Source organism: Spirosoma spitsbergense DSM 19989, from assembly GCF_000374085.1.
GTDB lineage: Bacteria > Bacteroidota > Bacteroidia > Cytophagales > Spirosomataceae > Spirosoma > Spirosoma spitsbergense.
In genome coordinates this window covers 1-19733 of sequence record NZ_KB893393.1, presented here as the reverse complement: position 1 = coordinate 19733, position 19733 = coordinate 1, and the positions used below count along the sequence as shown (strand labels likewise).

Below are 19733 nucleotides of genomic sequence, written 5' to 3'. Positions count from 1 at the left end.
GGGCGTTTAACGATACGAAAAATTAGGTAAAGAAAGTGGGTAGTTGAGTCGTGATTAGTTTAAATTTTGGTCGGCTCCATAACTAGGCAATAATCGTCTAGTCGAGTAAACTAGTTGGTAAAGGGAGCTACACAAGAGCCATTAACAATTATTAACAGGCTCGTCAGCAGCACATTATCTACCTTGAGCCAAATTGTTACTAGTATGCTCAAGAACGATCTGCTGTTGGCGTTCCGACAGTTGCGGAAACGTAAATTCTATGCCTTGTTGACCCTACTAAGCCTGACTGTCAGTCTAGCTTTTACTGAACTTATTACCAATTTTGTCTGGCAGCAATGGCAGGTCAATGGCCAACTCCACCAAGCTACCCAACAGTATATCCTGCGGAGTCAGTGGACACAAACAGGCATGGGATACGAAGACGCAACCTTGGCTCCGCTAGCCAAAGCATTAGCTACGGACTACCCCAACCTGGTCGCCAACTTCTACCGCTTTGATGCCATTACTACCGCCGTATCGGTCGGTAACCACCATTTTATTCGGGAAGTAGCGCAAATGGGTGATCCCACACTGTTTACTATGTTTGGGTTTACGTTGTTGTATGGCCAAGCCTCAACCGCCCTAACGGCCCCCAACGCCTTGGTCATTACCGAAACCAATGCCCTACGCTATTTTGGTCGAACCGATGTACTTGGACGAGTAGTACAGCTAACCAACTATGAGGGCAAAAAGCAAGATTTTGTCATCACCGGCGTGCTGGCAAAACCGGCTAAGAACTCGGTTACTTACCTTTGGGATACACCCGTTCATCTGTTTATTCCCTTCAATAGCTTAAAAGGCCGATCCAATCCTGAGGATTGGGCGGTGAACAATGTTACGTCTTTTCTACAATTGCAACCGGGTGTTCAACCCCAGGACTTAGCCCGACCGATTCAACACCTGTTGGCCAAGCATACGCCAGTGGCCATCCAAGAGAACTTACATCCTTTCCTCACGAGGCTTACTGATTATTACCGCAGCTTTAACCAAGGCATCATCTCGAAAACTGTTTATACGCTTTCGCTCATTACCCTATTTGTATTGTTGATGGCCCTAATCAATCTGGCCAATTTAGCCTTAAGCAATGCCGCAGATCGGGTCCTGGAAACAGGCGTACGCAAAGCGATGGGAAGCGGCAAAGCGCAGCTGGTTGGTCAATACTTGGTGGAATCCCTGCTGCTGGCCCTACTGGCCTTTAGCTTATCGCTTCTCTTGTATGAAGGTAGCCGTTCCTGGTTTTCCACCGTATTGGATAGTCCTTTGGAATCCATACTAAAAATTTCAGCCATGAAAGCGGGTAGTGCATTGCTGTTGTCACTACTGATGGGCCTTTTCGCGGGTTGGTATCCAGCGTTTAAGTTAGCGCAGGGGCCAGTTATCGAATCGCTCAAAGGACGCTTTGGCTCGGTCCAGCAAGGCATTCTGTTTCGGCGCTTGTTAATCACGGTTCAATTCACGGTGGCATTGACCGTTTTTTGGGGGGCGTTGCTGGTCTCTCAGCAACTGAATTACCTGTTCACGCAAGAGGCGGGTTATGATAAAGAAGAAATAATGCTAGTCTCGTTGCCCCGCGATTGGACCAAAGAGGGGGTAGCCCGTATGGCCACGATCCGCCAGGAACTGGCCCGGCTACCTCAAGTAAAAGCCGTTAGCCTATCCTCTACAACGCTGAAAGGCGGAGCTGGCTATATAATGCCACTCTTTGGTGCTGGAAAAGATTCGACCCAAGCGGTTCCAACTTTCCTAATTCAGGCCGATGAATCGTTTTTACAAACCTACCAAATTCCCTTGCTAGCAGGTCGCTATTACTTGTCAGGTCAATCGAATGATGAACTCGTACTCAATGAGTCAGCCAGTAAGGCCTTAGGCTTTTCTGAACCTCAAAAGGCTGTTGGTCGTCCTGTTTACACTCAAGGCTACTCTAAGCCGATAACCATTATTGGAGTAACCAAAGACTTTGCCTTTCATTCCCTACGAGACAAGATTCAGCCTACTGCCATCGGTCACGTGAATGGGGGTGGTTATTTGTTCACCTACTTTTCGATTAAACTACAAACCGACAATTTACCCCAGGCGATAGCGAAGCTCGAAGAGCGATTTCGCCAGTTGTTGCCCCAAGATCCTTTTGACTATGGATTTGCGGATGAAGCGGTGCAACAACTCTACCAGCATGAACTTCGTCTAGAGAAGGCATCCCGTATAGCTATTTTACTTGCTATGCTCATCATAGGAATTGGGGTGGTGGGTCTAGTCTCGGTGAGTATGGTCCGACGAGCCAAAGAGATGGCTATCCGAAAAATATTAGGAGCGAGTGTAAGCCGTTTGGCTAGGTTATTTATGCAGGAATTTATAGGTACGATGCTGTTAGCAATGTTGATGGCTCTTCCGCTGTTATATTGGCTGGGTCAAAGTTGGCTACAAGGTTTTGCCTATCACGTTACGATCAATTGGCTATCGGTGATAAGTATTGGCCTAATTTTCCTAATCGGCATTGTCATCTTGATTGGTCTTCAAACGTGGCAACTTACACGGAGTAATCCAGTAAATGCGTTACGTGACGAATAGACTGGTAGCGTGCCAGTTACGGCTTCAAAGAACACCTGCCCTTTTCAAGGTTTTCATATAAACGCTCCCATTTGAGACAAAGACGTTTTCATGCAACTGCTTCTCAAATAGGGCGTATAAAAAGCATAATTTTTCAATCTGACTGAAGGCCGTGAAAAAGTTTATGGTGATGCCGTTCACCCCGGTGCCCAGTTCTAAATAGTTAGCTGCCCCGAACCAATAGCCACGGCAGCTTTTGTCGTGACGATGCTGAAACCATTCACATCAGCTTGTATGGACGAGATTCTGGCCAACTCCCCCAATCAATATGGACCGGATAGGGGAGCTGGCCTATTTATTATTTCCAGGCTACTCCGGCTTAATCGTTAGAAATAGATAATCTCCGCCAAAAATTTCTGGCCAGACTCGGTGCTGGCTCGCCAGTTTAAGAGGCAGAATTTTACGATCGTTTATCAAAACTCAGCTTACATACCGAACCAAGCCAGTATCGAAGGAAACAAACTGGGCCGTGCGGTTCAGCCAATCTGAGATGACAGGCGCCGTAGCGGTAAGTGTTTGAGCAGCCCGCACGGCTTCTTCGCTCTCCCAGCGAATGAGCATCAGCCAGTTATCCTCTCCTAAATGCAACAGTTCAGTGCTGACGTGGCCCGCCAGCGAGCCCGTAAATTTTTCAACCTCGGCACGGCCTTCCAGAAAAGCATCGGTATTGTCGGGAGATACCTTCAGCCGGATTACTTCAACGGCCTGATTGTGGGTAATTTTATGGCTCATCTTATCAAAAGTGTTGGTTATCGAATGGGTTTAATAAACTACTTCAACCGGATTTCGCGCCTGATACAATGCCCAGAATTTTTCGCTTAGGATAGCTGGTGAATGCGTGGGGCTGTCGGGGGAAATGCCGCCACTAACCGTGACTGTACCCAGAAAAATTCCCATCTCGGCTAGTGCCGGGTTAAGCTGGTAGGCTAAGTTTTTAATGCCCGCCTTGCCTAACGAAATAGACCCCATTTCAGGACTGGGATAATTGGCCGACCCACCGCCCGTTAGCAACACGGCACCACCTGTTTCTGTTAGCTTCGGGAGCAAATGCCTTACCGATAACAGGGCATTGCCAACGCTGATGCGGAATCCATTGGTGAGATCGTCTATGGTTTCATCGAGGATAAATTTCATTCGGTAGTCTACCGCGTTGTATTGCAATACATCAACCCGACCCAGTTGCACCGTTAGCGAATCGAGAGCAGCCACAAGTTCAGCTTCGTTCGACACGTCGGCAGTGGCAAATACGGATTCAATACCCTGTTTAGCCAATTGCTTTTGGTAGGTTTCTAACTTTTCCACGGTACGGCTAATCATACCCACTATAAACCCCTCACGGCCAAAGCGCTCGGCGATGCCATAGCTTAAGCCCGGCCCCATGCCGACGATGATAATCGACTTTTTCATCTTTTAGAATCTAGTTACCCCGCTAACTTGATTTCAAGGTTTGGTAGTTCCGGCAGGTTTGCACAAAAAAACGTCCGAGCCTTACTCGAGTCACTTCCAGCATGGGCACGTTAAATCGTTTGGTAAACAGAAGCCATACTACTCATTGCCCGATGCAAAAGCGTCCTGCATGAATTGTATTGCCTTCGGTTTCCTGATGATAGGCCAAGCTGTTCAAATCTGTTAAGGGTAGCGATCACGAATCGTAAAAAATCCGCTTTGAAAATCTCATAATTGGATCGATGTTCATCAAACCAGGGCTTGTTATTATTCCCTTTCAGGTCGGCAAGAAACCGGAGGGTATCGGGGTGTAACATAGATAAGAGCGTTCAATCAGTGGGAGGGCTGAGTTTGCACGTCAGGGGAATTTTTTAAACGCTCGACGGCTGGTTTAAAATTCGATTCCATCCACTCTTTTAGCGTTGTCGGACAATCGACCGAGTGGGCTACGGGCGCACCCATGTCTTTCCCGGCTGTGATCGCCTGGAACATAGCTACCAGGCTTCGGCCCATGGCATCACTCACGCCAAACCGGGCGGTGTTGGCGCGGTAATCGTCTCCGCTGACAGACTGAAACCGAACCGGAAACGCTAATACTTCGGTAGCAATGGCTGCCGCCTGATCGCAGGTTAATTTCACAGGACCATGAGCCGCCAAATCACGTTGATCGTTCCAGGTACGGTCACTCAATAAACGGGCCGCTGCGGCTCCAATGTCCTGAGCGGCCACAAACGTAATAGGTACATTTCTTGCCACAGGTAACGAAAAAAATCCGGCTTGAGCGATGGGGTAAAGATGATAAAAAAAACCCTCCCATATGAGAAGAAGGGAATTGCTGTTGCCTTAGCTTACTTCGACCACAAGCGGGGATCAATCACGAGTGGCTTCTCGTCAATCACCCGTATGGAACCATAGCCACTATGGGCCGGATGCAGTAAGTAGTTAATGCCTGATGGCATCACCGAGGAGGGCACACCCAAGGCTAACACATCCGGCTTGGCTAGCCAATCGGCGACAAGATGCTGACTCCGGTTGTAGATGTTCTCTTGCCAGTAAGGCGGTAGTCCAACTGCATCCACTACCCGCTGGCTATCCTGGGGTAACTCCAGGCTGAACAACCGGTAGGCGGGTAACTCACCGTAGGGTACTTGTGGCATGTGGACCAGGATCTCTACTAGAGCTAAAGCAGGATGCTCAGCTGTATAGAGGATGCCAACACCTGGTGGATTCCAACGGCCTCCATTGAGCCACGTACCGGTAACATCCAGGGGACGGTCGGCATACTTCTGCCGCACTACGCGATAGACGATGGCCATAGCTTATCCAAAGATACCATGGTCAATGCGGCCCAGCACCCGGTCGACTAATGTATAGCCCGTGACGGTATCCAGGGCCTGTAAGGGAGTTTGGTAGTCCAACTCCCGTAAGGGTGAGCGTAGCCAGTTAAGGACGGTTTTGCTCCGTTCCTCAAACGTATCTAAAGCATGCAGGAGCAGGTTCTCTAGCAGTAGCAGCCGCTCGGAGGCATCCTGACTGATGCGCTGATCAAGCTTGAGCCGATGCAGGTAAGAAGCGGATAAGCCCAAAGCAGCGGCCAATTCCTTATCGGTTAAGCCCACCAAATCAGCTACGCGGTCGGCCTCGACGCGCAGCACACCTTGTCGACTGCGGGTGATGATTTCCTGCTCGGTCAAGAGCCGAGGCAGTAGGGATTGGCTGGATGCTACAAAAGGCAATGCAAGGGCCATAGCAATGAAGTTTTAGACTAAGGTAACTACAAAACTTCACTCAATCAAGTTCCTCATTCTGATCCATGAAGTGCATAGTTTAGGCTACTATGGTAAGCTGGTCGAGTACAGGGATATAGGCTTTTATTAGACCAATCCAAGTATATAAGTATGCTTTGAAAAACGGGCGTGGCTGTTGCACAACTCTGCTTGCTACTTTAATTTTTCATTGTTTGAATAGGCTATAGGATTTTATATCATCGTCTTCCCATTTCAGTTGAGAAAAAGCACAGCAATACCCAGGAAAGTGTCTTGAGAAGCCAATGACCATTCCACTTTTAGGGCTATGGCCTGGCTGACGGTGGATTTGGTCGTGAACTTCATATACTTCTTGAGGTTGAAAGCAACGGCTGCCATCACCATCACCTTGTGAGCCCCAGCTTTACCTCGTACATTAATTTTACGCAACCCATAGTACTCCACCAGACTGCCTAAGACCGGCTCCACCGTTTGTTGACGAAGTCGTTTCATACGTTTACCCCGCCGACTTTGCTGGCGCTCCAGGGCTCGCCGATAGAAGGGATCATAGGCCGTCCGGGTAATCTGTCGGCATTGGCTCTTTGGGACACACGTGGGTTTGAGTGGACACTGTTGGCAGTCCTGATAAGCGGCTCGATAGATTTTTAGCAAACCGCCATCAGCCTGCGAATCAAAAGTCTTGAAGGGCAGTGACTTGCCAGCGGGACAGCTGAACTGATCAGTTGCTGGGTCATAGGGGAATCCTTCAATATGTGGCTTATACTTGCCGAAGACGGGTATCCAGCCGGTGATTTTCCATTGCTCTAGTAAGGCGTAATTACCTCCGTTGGAATAGCCCGTATCGGCCAGTATCTCTTCTAGGCGCAGTTCATTGGATGCCAACCGCTGCTGAAGCTTCAGTGTAATATCGGGTAGGCACCGGCTGTCCCGGCCATCGGCAAAATCAGCCTGCACATGGCTAATAACCCCTTTGGCGGTATCAACTGCCAGGCTACAATGGTAGTTGAGTTTGCGGGCTTTGCCCGGTTTTACCGAGATACGGGCGTCAGGATCGGTGGGGCTGTAGTGGGTTTTGTTGCTTAGCAACTGTGCCTTTTCGTTGCCAGCCCCTGGAGTGGTGGGAGCACTTTTTAAGTTTTGCTGGTGCTTGGCCAGTCTTCTTAGCTGATGATCAGCAACTGTAATAACCGGCGCAGCTTGACGGATGCTGATTTTGGGGGTGGAGGCTACTGGCTCATGCTGACCCTCATCCGACTGAAGCAGCTTAGGGCTAGGCCTGTCAGGCTGTTTTTCTAGCAGTCTTTCCATTGACGCATTGGCTTTGACAGGGGCGGAATCGATGGCTACCCGCCGACCAGCCACCATATTGTTGGCCACGCACAAGCTGAATACCTTGTCAAATAGTAGCTCAAAAAGTGCTTCCGGGTAAAGTTGGCGGGTACGGCTCAGGGTGGAGTGCCAAGGCAATGGCTCATCCAGGTTGTAGCCCAGGAAATACAGCATGTCCATGCGCATAGAGCAATGCTCAATTATCTTTCTATCCGACGTAATATTCTCCAGATAGCCGATGAGCATGAACTTGAAGAATACTACTGGGTCAATCGAGGGATTGCCCGTTGAGCCATAGCATTCTTTGGTATGTTCATACAGGAAAGTAAGGTCAAGCATCTCCTTCAGCCGACGGTAGAACCAGGCCACTGGAGCGGTTATGCTTGGGGATATAGCTGGAAAGCTGAAACGAGGTGATGAGTTTTTCGCGGTCGTCTTTTCTGCCTTGCATAGATGAAGATACAAAAACTCAACTTATCCCCAGGTTTTGAGCACGGTTAAAGTTGTGCAACAGCCACGCACGTTTTTTGAGACGGAATATTCAAGTCGTGGCGAATTGTGTACGATTCGGAAGATCTACCCCAGCCGGAGTTACTTGACTATTTACCGATGAATCAAAACTTGCTGGTTATAAAGTATAAAGTTATGACCTTGCCTCGCTTTCAATTACTTACGTATTGAAATCAACCAATCAGTAAGCCAACTACCATCGACGGATTTGCCGTTTTCGGGGCAACCGAACAGAGATAAACTGGCAATTCGTCCTTCCAAAACATTCTAAACCACAAAAATATGGCTCTGAACTTGGCTGGTTCTACTACACACTACCGCATCAGCTACGACGATTCACTAAGCTCGGCAGATGGGTTGCAACGGGCAAACGCGCTGCTGGGCGTTTGCGAACAGGACTACACGATCATGTCCGACTGGTTCGGCGGCATCAGCCTGCCGTACGCGCTGCCCATTGAGGTTCATATAGACCCCGGCGGGTACGCTTCGGCGGGCTGGGGTCCCCCTATTAGTCTCAAGCCAGGCAACGGTTCCGGGCTTGACGTGGTTCGTTATCTGCTCGTCGCAGAAGTCGTCGAGATGTTCATGCTGGCCCAAAATAAAGGCTGGTTCGCATCTGACGGTAGCAACGAGGGTTCTGCCGGGGAAGGATTATCCCGCGTTCTCTCAGCCGAGTTCCTGCACCAGGTGGGGCTAGGAGCGAACATGGCTGGCTTCGACACCGCACGACTCTGGCTAAACAGCGACCGCACTGATTACGTAAATGGCGTTGATGAGCATGATCACACGCCCAATGCAAAGTCCGGCTGCGCCACGTTGTTTATCAACTACCTATCTTATCAGCTCGGCTATTCCATCAAGCGAATCATTTCTGCAGCGGCACCTACCCTCGGTGGCGTATATCGTAACCTCGCCGGAGGTCTTGGCAACCCATTCCCTGCATTCAAAACGCAATTGGATAGCGCTTTTCCGAGGTTTGATTCCGCCGGACACCCGATTGTATCCACTATTCCCGGACCCAATCCTGATAATCCTTATCCCCTTAATCTTTTAACGGAGAACCCTTTTATGACCATACGCATCTTTTGGAGAATGAATCCCGGACGCAATGTCGTCAATTTAAATTGGGCCGCGCTCAGTGCAGACTCGGCCGTTGCAATCCAAGCCAGCGAATATGTAGCTGGTTCGCAGCAACTGCCGGACGGAACGGAGCAGCGATTCATCGGTGCCGCTTCCATCACGGTGGATAACATCACACCGCACGGCCCGCCCTACGATACCAATAGAGGAGTCACGTTTGTGGTTAACGTTGCGTGGAGCAGTCAGCTAAACATCTGCACTGACATCACGCTGCTATCGAGCGCACCACAACAAGTGATTTGGATCGGACCGCGCACCGTTAACGGAGGCACGGCAAGTGGAGTCAATACACCCAGCAGTGGGGCGAGTGCCGGTCCGGACCAAATATCATCGCAGAGCGATGCCGGTCCGGTAACATACCATACAGCGACTGTCGATTCCTCGCAGAACATGGACATGTCTAGCCCACCCACGGTATCGACATCGCTCGAGACAGCATAGCACGGCGGAATACTCCCTCAACATCATTCCTGTTGCTTGATGTCTCCTCAAATAACACAATGCCCGGCCTTCTCTCGCGAGGGGCCGGGCATTGTGTTATTTGAGGAGGTGTCGTATAACTACACTTATGTTATGAGATTATTTCGAGATAGACTCTGCTTTATACATTACCCTCGTAAGCGTAACTCCTTCTTTATTTTTTTTAATTTATTGAAATTGATTATAACTAACGGCAGAAAGAAAACCGGAATCATTGTAAATATGCTAAAGCCATATTGAAAAGCTATAAAGGTGAAAACTGTAAATGCGCCAATTATAAGGCCGGTAACAACACTCATTGAATTCTGTTGTTTATTAAGTTCTTCGACACTCATTTCGGATAGTTGTTTCATTATTGAATGTTGTATAAGTGAGTATTATGATAACCAAATACTGAAAGGCCGTTAGTTTACTTTCTCAATCCTGACGCAATTGACGTACACGTTTACCCGCTCCAAAAGGTTACTAATCGCCGTTTGATAGGCCGTGTTATTCGACAAATTCCCCTCGTAAAGCACGCGAGCCCCTAGCTTGTTCTCCACTAGCAGACTGGCGATGTGCCAATTAACGGCCTGCTCATTGAAGACATCCAACTGGTAAAAACTCACTAGCAGGTTACCATCAGGTGTTCCGGTTAGGCGAAACTGCACTAAATTCTTGGCTTCAATCTCTTTATTCATGACGTTACTACCCCTATCCTAGAGGGCTTTTTAGGCTCAAATTTACCACTTTCCTTCGGCTCCTATTGGGTAGTGACTCAATAGTCTGTTTTCCCCTATTTTCAGGGCTCGTGTAGGGCGGTTGATCTAGGAATTTTCACATAACATAAGAATAGAGTTTGCAACTTGACTAAGAAAAGTACCATTTTCAGAGCAACCAATTTGTCCATAGGATGTGCCGAGAATCGCTCCCTCTAGGCTGTAAAATGACCAATTAGCTAATCTTTTCAAGAAATATACACAAGCTAATTTAGACTGCAATTAAACCGTCTTTATTCACGATGGCAAACCGCAAAACCAGTAGTCGCTCCAGTTGGACACGATACGGCTCTAACTGGCCTAAAAAAGCCATAACCTGTTTCTCGAACAAGGCAAAATCAGGATAGTAAGTCGAGTCGATGACCTTCTGCCTCATGAACTTCCATAGCCGTTCGATGGGGTTCAAATTCGGTGAATAGCCCGGTAGAAAGTGTAACGTGATTGGCTTGCTGGCTACCCATTCAGCTACCTGTTTACTCACGTAATAACGGGCCGAATCGCAGTAAACATGAATGCGTTTACCCGCATTAGCCCCTAAAACCTGCTCTAAAAGCGCAATTGTGGAGAACGAATCAATCGTCTTGTCCTGGCGGGCAATGACCTCAACTGGATTTAGCCCATTGACGACCGCATTGATATTGAGTCGATACCGAGACGAGTTACAAGCCACCGGGCGTTGTTGACCCACCTCAATCCAGCCCTGAGCGGGCCGAGTGTTATGCTGGGGGTGAACGGCATCGGCAAAGTAAACCACCTCGTCGGGGGCTAATTGGCTAAGTTGTCTTTGAAGTTGGGCCACAAATTCGACTTGCTTAGCGGGGTCAGCCTTGGGTGCGACCAAGGTAGTTTTCTTATAGGCAAAGCCCAGTCGATGCAGCAACTTAACCAGGCCCTGGGGATGATAGCTTACTGAAAAGGTAGTTTGTATCCAGTCGGCAACCATCTGGGCTGAGGTGTAAAAACCCCGGCGCAGTTCGGCTTGAAGTTGACTCAGTTGTTGGGAGTCAAGCCGCCCCCACCAGCCCCGATAGCTATCACCAAGGTATTCTTGAAGACCCAGACTCCGATAGGACTGGGCGTAGCGGTAGACGGTAGTATGGTCGATACCCAACAAATCAGCCACTTCGTCGGGGTCTTTGCCCCGGTCAAGCATCAGGATGGCGGTAATCTTGACATAATCCCGCTTAGCCGACTCGGTTTTCTGGAGTTGGCGCAAAAGTTGGCGTTGACTATCGTCAAGTTGGACAAGCATGATGCAAAGTAAAGAGGAAGGCCTATTTGATCGCAATCTTTTTACTGTTCTCTATAGTTGGTAAGCTAGAAAAATTTCGAATTCTCAAATAACGCTCATAAGTGAGACGATAGAATTGTCATTTGTCTGCTTCAAAAATTTGGCATTTCAAGAGATGAATCGTTTCAATAACTGTCAACGGACTACCTGTAACATATGACTCGTTCTGTAACTAACTTTATTTAAAGAAATTACAAAATGAATAAAGCCGATCCCAGAGAAGGAATCGGCCTAAGAATATGACAAAATAAGTATTAGAACTTACTTGGTTCCGCAGCAATCATCTTTGCAGCAATCACAGGTGCATTGACCACTAGCGCAACAGTCGGGAGTACACGTGCAAGTTTCAGCACAGTGAGCAACGTTTTCATTCGTAGTCATAACAGAGACAGTTTAAAACGTGAACCAACAGAGCTGACAGAAATAGATCAGCTTACAAATATAGGGTTTACTCGTTTGCTCTTCGTTACATAATACAAAGATCGCTTTACAGAATTATCGCTGGTACTCAGGCCGCAGCTTTTGAATGGTCACCTGTAGTAAGGCCAGGGCATCAAGTGCGCCTTCATGCTCTCCCTTATCAAAGTCGTTACTGGCAATGCCCATTTGATTGGTTACATGGGCAAAACAAACCACGGGCTGCCTGCGCGCTTCTGCGAAGGCGTACAGGGCTGCCGCTTCCATTTCCACCGCCAGCACCTGTTGAGTGCGGTAATAGTCGATGGCCGTAGCGGTTTCCCGATAGGGCGCATCGGTCGTCCAGCTACTGCCCACGATTACCGAAATAGGCGCATCCTTGTAAGCCCCCTTCAACGTGTCCAGTAAAGCTATTTGTAGATGACTATAGGGTGAGGGCGGCAGGTAATGATAGCTTGTGCCCTCGTCGCGTACGGCTTTATCAATTAAAATAAAGTAAGGGGGTGGTTGCTCTCCGGAAATCTGACCGGCTGAGGTGATACTTAGCAAAAGCTGACAACCACTGACAAAAAGCTGTTCAGCCAACAGTACCGCAAACGATGCGCCTACAGCTTGGCCAATTAAGCCGAACTCGGTTTCTCCCACTTGACAGATGTATAAATGTGTGTGGTAGCAGGCCCAACCCGCGTGGCGCACGGCCTGGTTCTGCTTTTGTAGATAAGCCAGTAAATCCCCATCAGGATCGAGGACGCAGACAGCGGGAACCGAAAGGTCGGGCAATTCCTTCTGTCGGCGTGCTTCGCGCAGCAGGTTTTGAGGAAGAAAAGTAGATTCTTCCTCAAAATATTTCTGATGGAGAATTGGAGAAGTAAGTTCGGTCACGGTGATTAAGCGGCTTTGCGCTGAAACTGGCAAGTGGTGAATAGTTGTTGGGTGCCAAACGGCGTTGGATGCGTAATTTCTTCACAATGTAGCCGGGTAAACCGATAGGCGAATTGATCGGTCAGCGCATCGGATGAATACTGCCGGACGGTCAGTCCGCTGCACTTGGTGGGGCCCTGGTCAGAAAAGGTAGCCACCGACAGAAAGCCCCCGGCTGGAATCGCCTGTTCCGCAATCGAGAGATAGGCGTCGATCTGTGGCTCAGTGGTCAGAAAGTGGAAGGTAGCCCGATCATGCCAAACATCGAACGATTGAACTGGCGCGAAGCGCGTTACGTCACTGACGATCCATTGCACCTGATCGGCGCGTGAGCCAAGCCGAGCCTTTGCCCGCTTAATGGCTTTCTCAGAAATATCGAGCACGGTCAGATTCAAGTATCCTAATTCGAGCAGTGTATCCACCAAACGGCTGTCTCCACCCCCCACATCGATGATTCGAGCCGTCTTGGCGAGGTTAAACCCCTCGATCAATGAAACCGAATAATGAGGGTATTCTTCATACCAGCTTACGTCAGTGGGTTGCTTAGTTTTGTAAACCTGATTCCAGTGCTGTTCCATAGCGAATCCATTTGATGATTGGCATTACCAAGCGGTAATTTAGTGATAGCAAACCAAGCCGAAAAGTTTCGATACTTCGATCTTTTGTTCACAAGCAAACGCTCGTATGCTCATTACGTATAGTTAGCAAAATGCCATCGCTCATTATCTTGCTATTTAAGAATTTGCTTAAATAAGCAAATTGCTTACCTTTGTCTCGAAATGGAAAATTCCCCAAACTGTGTACGCGTCTTTGCCGATCAAGAACAGATTCGCCAATGCACCGAGAAAATAAAGCATGCCGAGCCGGTTTTTGACCGACTGGCTCAGGTGCTGGATTTGGCCGGTAATGCCAACCGACTCAAAATTATTTACCTGTTGCGGCAAGAAAGCAATTTGTGCGTTTGCGATTTGAGCGACATTTTGGGCATGAGCATTCCCGCTGTTTCCCAGCATTTGCGTAAGCTCAAAGATGCGCAGTTGATCCAGGCCCGCAAAGTCGGCCAGACTGTTTTTTATTCCTTACGGGAAGAATCGACCGGCATTTTACATTCTCTGTTGGAACACCTCGAAACGATGCCAACCGCCCCCTTTCTGGCTGCTTAGTCCAGGGCAATAACGATCGTAAGCTATGAAACTCGCCGGATTGACCGGGCTACTCACTGCCTTTGTTTCTTCTCTCTGCTGCACCGTCCCTCTGTTCACGTTGCTGGTGGGTGCCACCGGCTCAGCTGGTGGATGGGCCTGGCTGGAACCTTTGCGGCCTTACAGTATCGCGCTTACAGTGGGCGCGTTGGGTTTGGCCTGGTACGAACAATTAAAACTCCAAAAAACGATGGAATGTAATTGTAAAACGAAGAAACCCGCCTTTTGGCAAACGAAATCATTTTTAGGCGTCATGACAGCAATAGCATTATTGCTGCTGGCTTTCCCCTCTTACTCAAACTGGCTGTACCCCGATAAGAACCAAGCGACCGTGCAGCCCGCGCAGGCAGGCACTGGGCAAGTGGCTTATGTGACCATCAAGGGAATGACCTGCGAAGGCTGCGAGCATCACATCAAGCAGGAGGTTACCAAGATCAAAGGCGTATCGGCGGTTGAAGTATCGTACCAAAAAGGGGCCGCTACCGTGAAATACGACAGCAAAAAAACCTCACTAGCCGACATCAAAAAAGCGGTGGATGCTACCGGCTATAAAGTCACCAGCACCAAAACGCTCTAACGAATGAGGGTCACACTCGAATCCGTGATTGTATGCCCAACTTGTGGCCATCAGGCAGCGGAGATCATGCCGACCGATGCTTGTACCTATTTTTATGAATGCACCTCCTGCCACACCCTCTTAAAACCGCTGGTGGGGGATTGTTGCGTATTCTGTTCCTACGGGACGGCGAAGTGCCCCCCGATCCAAGAGCAAAAGAGCTGTTGCACCTAAGCCCCAAATCGGGGCTTTCTTTTTGTCCTAAGTGTTCACAAATAAATCGTCTGATTAACTGTGATTGGGGCAATGGAGCGAATTATGGTTCGGATGTCTGCCGCTCCTTACGCGCTGCTTCCCAGACTTCACGCGCTGCATCAGCGTTGAGTACGGCAATGCCCAAACCGACGATCAGATCAGGCCAAGCGGAGGGGGTATAGGCAGTGATGATAGCCGCGATCAGGATGGCTACATTTGCATAGGCATCATTTCGTGCTGATAGGAAAGCCGCTTTGGTCAGGCTTCCGCTATGGTGACGGTAGCGGGCCAATATAAACGCACAGGATAGATTGACCGCCAATGCACCCAGCGCAGCCAATGATAACGGCAAAGCAGCAGGCGGTACGGGAACATTGAATTTCTCCCATGCCGTCAATAGCGTAGCAATTCCGGGAATCAGCAAAATACCGGCCAGTACCATGCCGACCCGCGCCCGGTGCCGGGCCGACCAGCCCAGGGCCAGGATGATTAGAAAATTGATGGACGCATCTTCCAAAAAGTCGATGCTGTCAGCAAAGAGCGAGACCGAACCAATCGAGCGGGCAACGGCGAATTCGATCCCGAAATAAGCGAGGTTCAACAGAGCAACCAGGCGAACGGCCCGGCGCAAATTCTCTGTAGATTTATTGGCGTTCATGGCTTGAGGTTGTGAGAACAAATGAATTTTCCATCCAAGAGGCTACAGGCTAATTTTGAATCCGCCATTGTAAATAAATCCATCGGTGGGTGCCCAAATGTCTTTAAACTGGGGATTCTGTAGGGTGCCCGTGTAGGAAGGCTCGAAACGAGATTGGCGCGCATCGGTAACGTTTTCCGCATTGATAAATAAGCTAACGTACTTCCACTTGTATTCCGCTGACACGCCCATGACCCAATACGAAGGCTTGTTATCCCCGTTCCGAATGGTTTGCCCACCAATAAAAAACAATTCATAGCCTAACCGCAAGCGCGGTTCCAACTCGTACAGGAGCGTGGTGTAAATCCGGTTTTTCGAGGTGAAGGGTTGTTGTTGGATCAGGCCCCCGTAGCGGGTCTTGGCATCAATATAGGTGTAGCCTACGTATAAGGCTAGTTCATCGTAGGTCAGCTTCACATTGGTCTCAAACCCTTTGGAATCCCCATACCCGGCTGCGCTGGAAAAAGCGTATTGGCCGTTTGCGTCGGGCGTGCTGTTGAGCACGGCGGGATGGTTGAGACGGGTGTAGAAAAACAACTGATTGAATGACAGGCTAACCGTCTCAAAGAGTATCGTTCGATAAGTCATATCGGCATTGCCTCCGATGGAGGTTTCGGTACGCAACGTAGTCAGATCGAGCGGACGAACATTTTGGTAACCCCGCTCTTCGGATTCATCCGAAAAAGGAGTTGGCGACCGATACCCCAAACCACCACCAAGCCGAAAGGTGAAATGGGGTGAGAACTTGTACAGCACCGACACACGGGGCAGCACCAGCAAGATTTTCCGGCTCGTGTAATCGGTACGTAAGCCGGTTTCTACGACCAGTTTATCGGTCGGCTTCCAGTTGCTTTGCGCGAAAGCCCCCGCCGTCGTCAGGCTGTAATCCAGGGGTAAGAGTGTCGGCTTGTTTTGGGTGAACTGGTCGGTCCACAGATTGCCCCCCATGACCCATTCAAAGACCGGATGTGGGCGGTTGTAACTAAGTTCGGTAAAGCTGGCCACCTGTTGGCCACCAAAGCTATACCCCGGACGAGTTAGCGACCGGGTAAAGGAACTGATGCTATTTTTTAAGATGAGTCCGGCTTGATTCGCAAACGTTTTGTCCACCCGGAATTGGGTAGAAAGACGGTCGGTTTTGTTGCGCTCAAAATACTGATGGAGGTTGTCACTCTGCCCAGCCACGACCTGCATATCGCCCCCCAGCCGGTTCTCAAACGTGGTGTTCAGTCCCAAACTAATCGTGGTGGTGGGATCGAGGTAATAGAACAGTTTTGGATTTACCGTATAGCGGACAAATTGGGGAATATCGGAGAAGCCGTCTTTGTTGACATCATAAGCTGCCTGGGTGTTACGGGCTGTATAGAGCGTCAAACCGATCCTGCCGAATCGCTGGGCATAGAACCCACTCAAATCCAGGGCCTGCGTTTGATTATAATTGGCCAGTAGGGTCAGTTCCCGTGTGGCAGTGGGTTCTTTGGTAATTAAATTGATGAGTCCAGCAATGGCCCCGCCCCCGTAGAGCGTTGAGGAAGCCCCTTTAAGGACTTCGACGCGCCGAAGATTGAGCGGGGGGATTTGGATAATACTTAGCCCACTGGCAAAGCCCGAATAAAGCGGAAAACCATCCTGCAACAATTGGGTGTATTTGCCATCCAGCCCTTGAATTCGGATCGTGGCATTGGCGGAGGTAGCGGACGTTTGCTGGGTTTGAATACCGGTACTTTCCGACAGCAGGGTTCGGATATTGCTGGGTTGCCCACTGACTTTCTCGTCCAGCTCTCCGGCAGAAATGATTTCCAGGCGGGTTGGAATATCGCCGATAGTTCGACTGCTTCGGGTAGTGGATACGGTGATTTCGCCTAATTCTTCTCCGGCAGGCGATAGCAGAATGGTCAGCGTGTCGGCCCGTTTTAGCGGAAATTCGTACTCGTTTTCGACTTCTTTATAGCCGATGAATCGAATTTCGATTTCATGCTCACCGGCTGGAATATCGGTCAGGGTGACGATTCCGTCCGCATCGGCAGCGGCTCCCCGTTTGAGGGCTTTAATTTGCGCGGTCGCACCGGGTAGTGGCGTGTTGGAGGAGGCATCCAGGATGCGAGCCACAAAGGTATTTTGAGCCCATGCAGAGGAAGAAATCAGGAGCAATAGAAATAGACTGTTTTTCATCTGAGTGGAATTTAGACGACATGACGGCACAGCTCCGCCCAATGGGGGAGCCTCACAAGGCACGGCTACTGGTCTAAATTAGCCACTGACAACATTGGAGGTAGATTCGCCTGAAAGGGCAGGAAATTAGTCGATAACTGCCCCGGCAAAAACCAGCAATCGGACTGAGTAACAGCGCGGCAGGTTTTAACGTCTGGCTAACGCTGCCCGTCAACCGCCAGGGGGAGACGGTGGCCGATTGAATAGAATCGGGGGCATACTCGACGGGCAAGTAGGCATCGTAACAATCCCCCCATGTATTGGCGATTTCCTCGGTATTCACTTCAAAGGCTGAAATGAAGAAGCAGAGGGTCAGCAGGGGCAACAGCCAAAGACGCCAGCGAATATTCACACCCTAAAGATAGGACAATTTCTAAAGCCCTGCTTTAACCATTTTGTTATTTATCTCTACTGGTCTGTTCAACTATAAACGGGCGTATGCATGTGAACAATGACAGATGAAAAGCTGTAATGGGCCCTCTTAGTTTGTTAATCCTATTTTGCACAGTCTCACGAAAACGCTCCTCGAACTGAGACAAATCGGCATTTACTTGAGTAGCATAGTTTATCAGAGAAACTCTTGAACCACAGCCAAGCCCTGTCGGGTGTTCAGGACGGCCTCCAGTAGACTTCATGAAAATTGACCAGGAACCCCCTTCGGTAGAGGCTAGCCAAGGTGAGAGCGTTAACAAAAGCTAGTTTTAGAGGCCGTTCGCGCCCGAGCCAGCATCTTTCGTATCTTTGAATAACTCTCCTTGCTCAATCGCCTGACCGCTCACCATGGCTCAAACCACATCTTCTACCGCTCCAACGTTGCCCGAACTGATCAAGCAATACCAGGCGCTCACCACCGGCGTGATTAACTTTGAGCTGTATAACCAAATGGTGCACACCCATCATTCGACGGCTATCGAAGGCTCGACTCTAACCCTGCTGGAGACCCAGACCTTGTTAGAAAAAGGGCTTACGGCGGGGGGCAAGCCACTGGAACACCACTTGATGGTCGTTGATCATCAGACCGCTCAACAACTGGTCCTCGACTGGGCCACCCAACACGAGCCCTTGAACCGGGATCGGCTACAGGCCATTGCCGCAGCGACCATGCGCCAGACGGGTGGGCCGACCAACACCCTGTTGGGTACCTTTGATTCGAGTCTGGGACAATTTCGCACGGTTAGCGCCATGGCCGGTAGCCGCATGTTTTTGGATGCGAAGAAGGTGCCGGCAGCCGTGGACACTTTGCTCAAAGAGATGAACACGCTGTTGCCCGCAGCTAAAACAGTCCGTCAGGTCTATGACCTTTCCTTTCAGGTACACTTTCAATTAGTCAGTATTCATCCCTTTGGCGATGGCAACGGGCGCACCTCTCGGCTGCTGATGAATTATGTTCAGCAGTATCATGGCTTGCCCTTGAGCTTAGTGTATGCCCAGGATCGGACAGCTTATATAGCCGCCCTGGAAGAGTCGCGTCGGCAGGAAGTGACCAAGCCGATGTCAGATTTCATGTACGGTCAGCTCACCCAGTTTCTTACTCAGGAGATTGCCCGCTTAATCAAGCCACAAGTACCTAAGAAGGGGGACATATTGAAAAACAAAGGGGGGCTGACTTTACTTTTTTAGGTGATTGCTGGCCAACGAGAAGTCGTTGTAACGGTTTTAGCTTAAGGTAAGCTACCATTCATCTATCTGCTTCAAAAAATGGGCGTTTTTTTGAGATAGTACATTCCCTTAGATCAAAGCAGGTAGTTGAATGACGAACGTAGTGCCTTGTCCTTCCTGACTCTCCACCATCAGGCTTCCTCCATGTCCTTTGGTGATAATGTCATAGGAGAGCGAAAGGCCTAGCCCTGTGCCTTCGCCGGTGGGTTTGGTAGTAAAAAAAGGCTGAAAGATCTTGGCTTTCACTACGTCTGGAATGCCCGTACCATTATCACTAATCCGAATTTCAACATTATCCTTAGCCCGAGCAGTACTAACCGTCACGCTGGGCCGGTAGTCAGTCGAGGCCATTTTCTGCTTTTCCCCCACGGCGTAAAAGGCGTTGTTATACAGATTCAATAATACCCGGCCAATCTCCTGAGGAATCACCTCGATGCGCCACAAATCAGGTG

General features: G+C 49.4%; 21 protein-coding genes and 1 pseudogene. 6 read left to right on the top strand and 16 right to left on the bottom strand.

What is annotated here, in order from left to right; genetic code table 11:
- Nucleotides 1-204 precede the first annotated feature (204 nt).
- Nucleotides 205-2604, top strand: coding sequence for an ABC transporter permease (locus B157_RS0102680; protein WP_020601840.1), 2400 nt, complete (start codon nucleotides 205-207; stop codon nucleotides 2602-2604).
- A gap of 459 nt (nucleotides 2605-3063) precedes the next feature.
- Here the strand turns inward: B157_RS0102680 and B157_RS0102675 are convergent, their stop codons facing one another.
- From B157_RS0102675 to B157_RS34230, 7 genes and pseudogenes are all read right to left on the bottom strand, one after another.
- On the bottom strand, nucleotides 3064-3375 hold the full coding sequence (locus tag B157_RS0102675) for an antibiotic biosynthesis monooxygenase family protein (protein WP_020601839.1): 312 nt from the start codon (nucleotides 3373-3375) through the stop codon (nucleotides 3064-3066).
- 30 nt (nucleotides 3376-3405) lie between these two features.
- A complete protein-coding gene (locus B157_RS0102670) occupies nucleotides 3406-4050 on the bottom strand; it encodes an SDR family NAD(P)-dependent oxidoreductase (RefSeq protein ID WP_020601838.1) in 645 nt (214 codons plus the stop codon).
- A gap of 110 nt (nucleotides 4051-4160) precedes the next feature.
- Nucleotides 4161-4406 (bottom strand): DUF2461 family protein, encoded by a 246-nt coding sequence (locus tag B157_RS37210; protein ID WP_084761745.1) that lies wholly within the window; start codon nucleotides 4404-4406, stop codon nucleotides 4161-4163.
- A 16-nt stretch (nucleotides 4407-4422) separates the two neighbouring features.
- The gene (locus tag B157_RS34235; RefSeq protein WP_020601837.1) at nucleotides 4423-4845 is read right to left on the bottom strand and encodes a Rossmann-fold NAD(P)-binding domain-containing protein; all 423 of its coding nucleotides are present in this window, start codon (nucleotides 4843-4845) and stop codon (nucleotides 4423-4425) included.
- A 92-nt stretch (nucleotides 4846-4937) separates the two neighbouring features.
- A complete protein-coding gene (locus B157_RS0102660) occupies nucleotides 4938-5405 on the bottom strand; it encodes an RES family NAD+ phosphorylase (RefSeq protein WP_020601836.1) in 468 nt (155 codons plus the stop codon).
- 3 nt (nucleotides 5406-5408) lie between these two features.
- The gene (locus B157_RS0102655) at nucleotides 5409-5837 is read right to left on the bottom strand and encodes an antitoxin Xre/MbcA/ParS toxin-binding domain-containing protein (RefSeq protein WP_020601835.1); all 429 of its coding nucleotides are present in this window, start codon (nucleotides 5835-5837) and stop codon (nucleotides 5409-5411) included.
- Nucleotides 5838-6089: 252 nt separating this feature from the next.
- Nucleotides 6090-7635 (bottom strand): annotated as a pseudogene (locus tag B157_RS34230) (IS1182 family transposase).
- Nucleotides 7636-7976: 341 nt separating this feature from the next.
- Between B157_RS34230 and B157_RS39250 the strand changes: the two are divergent.
- Entirely contained in the window at nucleotides 7977-9275 is a 1299-nt protein-coding gene (locus tag B157_RS39250; protein WP_020601833.1) for a hypothetical protein, read from the top strand.
- A 167-nt stretch (nucleotides 9276-9442) separates the two neighbouring features.
- On the opposite strand, the gene B157_RS34220 is transcribed toward B157_RS39250, so the two are convergent.
- The 5 genes from B157_RS34220 to B157_RS0102620 form a co-directional block, all read right to left on the bottom strand.
- Nucleotides 9443-9667 carry a hypothetical protein gene (locus B157_RS34220; protein WP_020601832.1) on the bottom strand — a complete coding sequence of 75 codons (225 nt, stop codon included), beginning with the start codon at nucleotides 9665-9667 and terminating at the stop codon, nucleotides 9443-9445.
- 51 nt (nucleotides 9668-9718) lie between these two features.
- Nucleotides 9719-9994 (bottom strand): hypothetical protein, encoded by a 276-nt coding sequence (locus B157_RS0102635; protein WP_020601831.1) that lies wholly within the window; start codon nucleotides 9992-9994, stop codon nucleotides 9719-9721.
- Between the two features lie 289 nt (nucleotides 9995-10283).
- Nucleotides 10284-11324 (bottom strand): IS630 family transposase, encoded by a 1041-nt coding sequence (locus tag B157_RS0102630; RefSeq protein ID WP_020601830.1) that lies wholly within the window; start codon nucleotides 11322-11324, stop codon nucleotides 10284-10286.
- A gap of 534 nt (nucleotides 11325-11858) precedes the next feature.
- Entirely contained in the window at nucleotides 11859-12662 is an 804-nt protein-coding gene (locus B157_RS0102625; protein WP_020601829.1) for a nucleoside phosphorylase, read from the bottom strand.
- A gap of 5 nt (nucleotides 12663-12667) precedes the next feature.
- Nucleotides 12668-13279: a class I SAM-dependent methyltransferase gene (locus B157_RS0102620; RefSeq protein WP_020601828.1), complete on the bottom strand. Its 612-nt coding sequence runs from the start codon at nucleotides 13277-13279 to the stop codon at nucleotides 12668-12670.
- A gap of 201 nt (nucleotides 13280-13480) precedes the next feature.
- Between B157_RS0102620 and B157_RS0102615 the strand changes: the two genes are divergently transcribed.
- Genes B157_RS0102615 through B157_RS39580 form a run of 3 tightly spaced genes read left to right on the top strand, consistent with a single transcriptional unit; the run spans nucleotide 13481 to nucleotide 14693 of the window.
- On the top strand, nucleotides 13481-13864 hold the full coding sequence (locus tag B157_RS0102615) for an ArsR/SmtB family transcription factor (RefSeq protein WP_020601827.1): 384 nt from the start codon (nucleotides 13481-13483) through the stop codon (nucleotides 13862-13864).
- Between the two features lie 25 nt (nucleotides 13865-13889).
- A complete protein-coding gene (merTP, locus tag B157_RS0102610; RefSeq protein ID WP_020601826.1) occupies nucleotides 13890-14480 on the top strand; it encodes a mercuric transport protein MerTP in 591 nt (196 codons plus the stop codon).
- Between the two features lie 3 nt (nucleotides 14481-14483).
- A complete protein-coding gene (locus B157_RS39580) occupies nucleotides 14484-14693 on the top strand; it encodes a GDCCVxC domain-containing (seleno)protein (protein ID WP_084761744.1) in 210 nt (69 codons plus the stop codon).
- 82 nt (nucleotides 14694-14775) lie between these two features.
- On the opposite strand, the gene B157_RS0102605 is transcribed toward B157_RS39580, so the two are convergent.
- The 3 genes from B157_RS0102605 to B157_RS37960 all read right to left on the bottom strand — a co-directional run bounded on the left by B157_RS0102605 (nucleotide 14776) and on the right by B157_RS37960 (nucleotide 17974).
- Nucleotides 14776-15372 (bottom strand): cation efflux transmembrane domain-containing protein, encoded by a 597-nt coding sequence (locus B157_RS0102605; protein WP_020601825.1) that lies wholly within the window; start codon nucleotides 15370-15372, stop codon nucleotides 14776-14778.
- Between the two features lie 42 nt (nucleotides 15373-15414).
- Nucleotides 15415-17520, bottom strand: a complete 2106-nt coding sequence (locus B157_RS0102600) for a TonB-dependent receptor (protein ID WP_211224973.1) — start codon at nucleotides 17518-17520, stop codon at nucleotides 15415-15417.
- A 136-nt stretch (nucleotides 17521-17656) separates the two neighbouring features.
- On the bottom strand, nucleotides 17657-17974 hold the full coding sequence (locus B157_RS37960; protein ID WP_157618279.1) for a hypothetical protein: 318 nt from the start codon (nucleotides 17972-17974) through the stop codon (nucleotides 17657-17659).
- A gap of 428 nt (nucleotides 17975-18402) precedes the next feature.
- Here B157_RS37960 and B157_RS34215 point away from each other — a divergent pair, with 428 nt between their 5' ends.
- Complete coding sequence (locus tag B157_RS34215) at nucleotides 18403-19242, top strand: Fic family protein (protein WP_084761743.1); 840 nt, start codon at nucleotides 18403-18405, stop codon at nucleotides 19240-19242.
- 108 nt (nucleotides 19243-19350) lie between these two features.
- On the opposite strand, the gene B157_RS0102590 is transcribed toward B157_RS34215, so the two are convergent.
- On the bottom strand, nucleotides 19351-19733 hold a 383-nt coding region (locus B157_RS0102590; RefSeq protein ID WP_026308437.1), incomplete at its 5' end, for a sensor histidine kinase.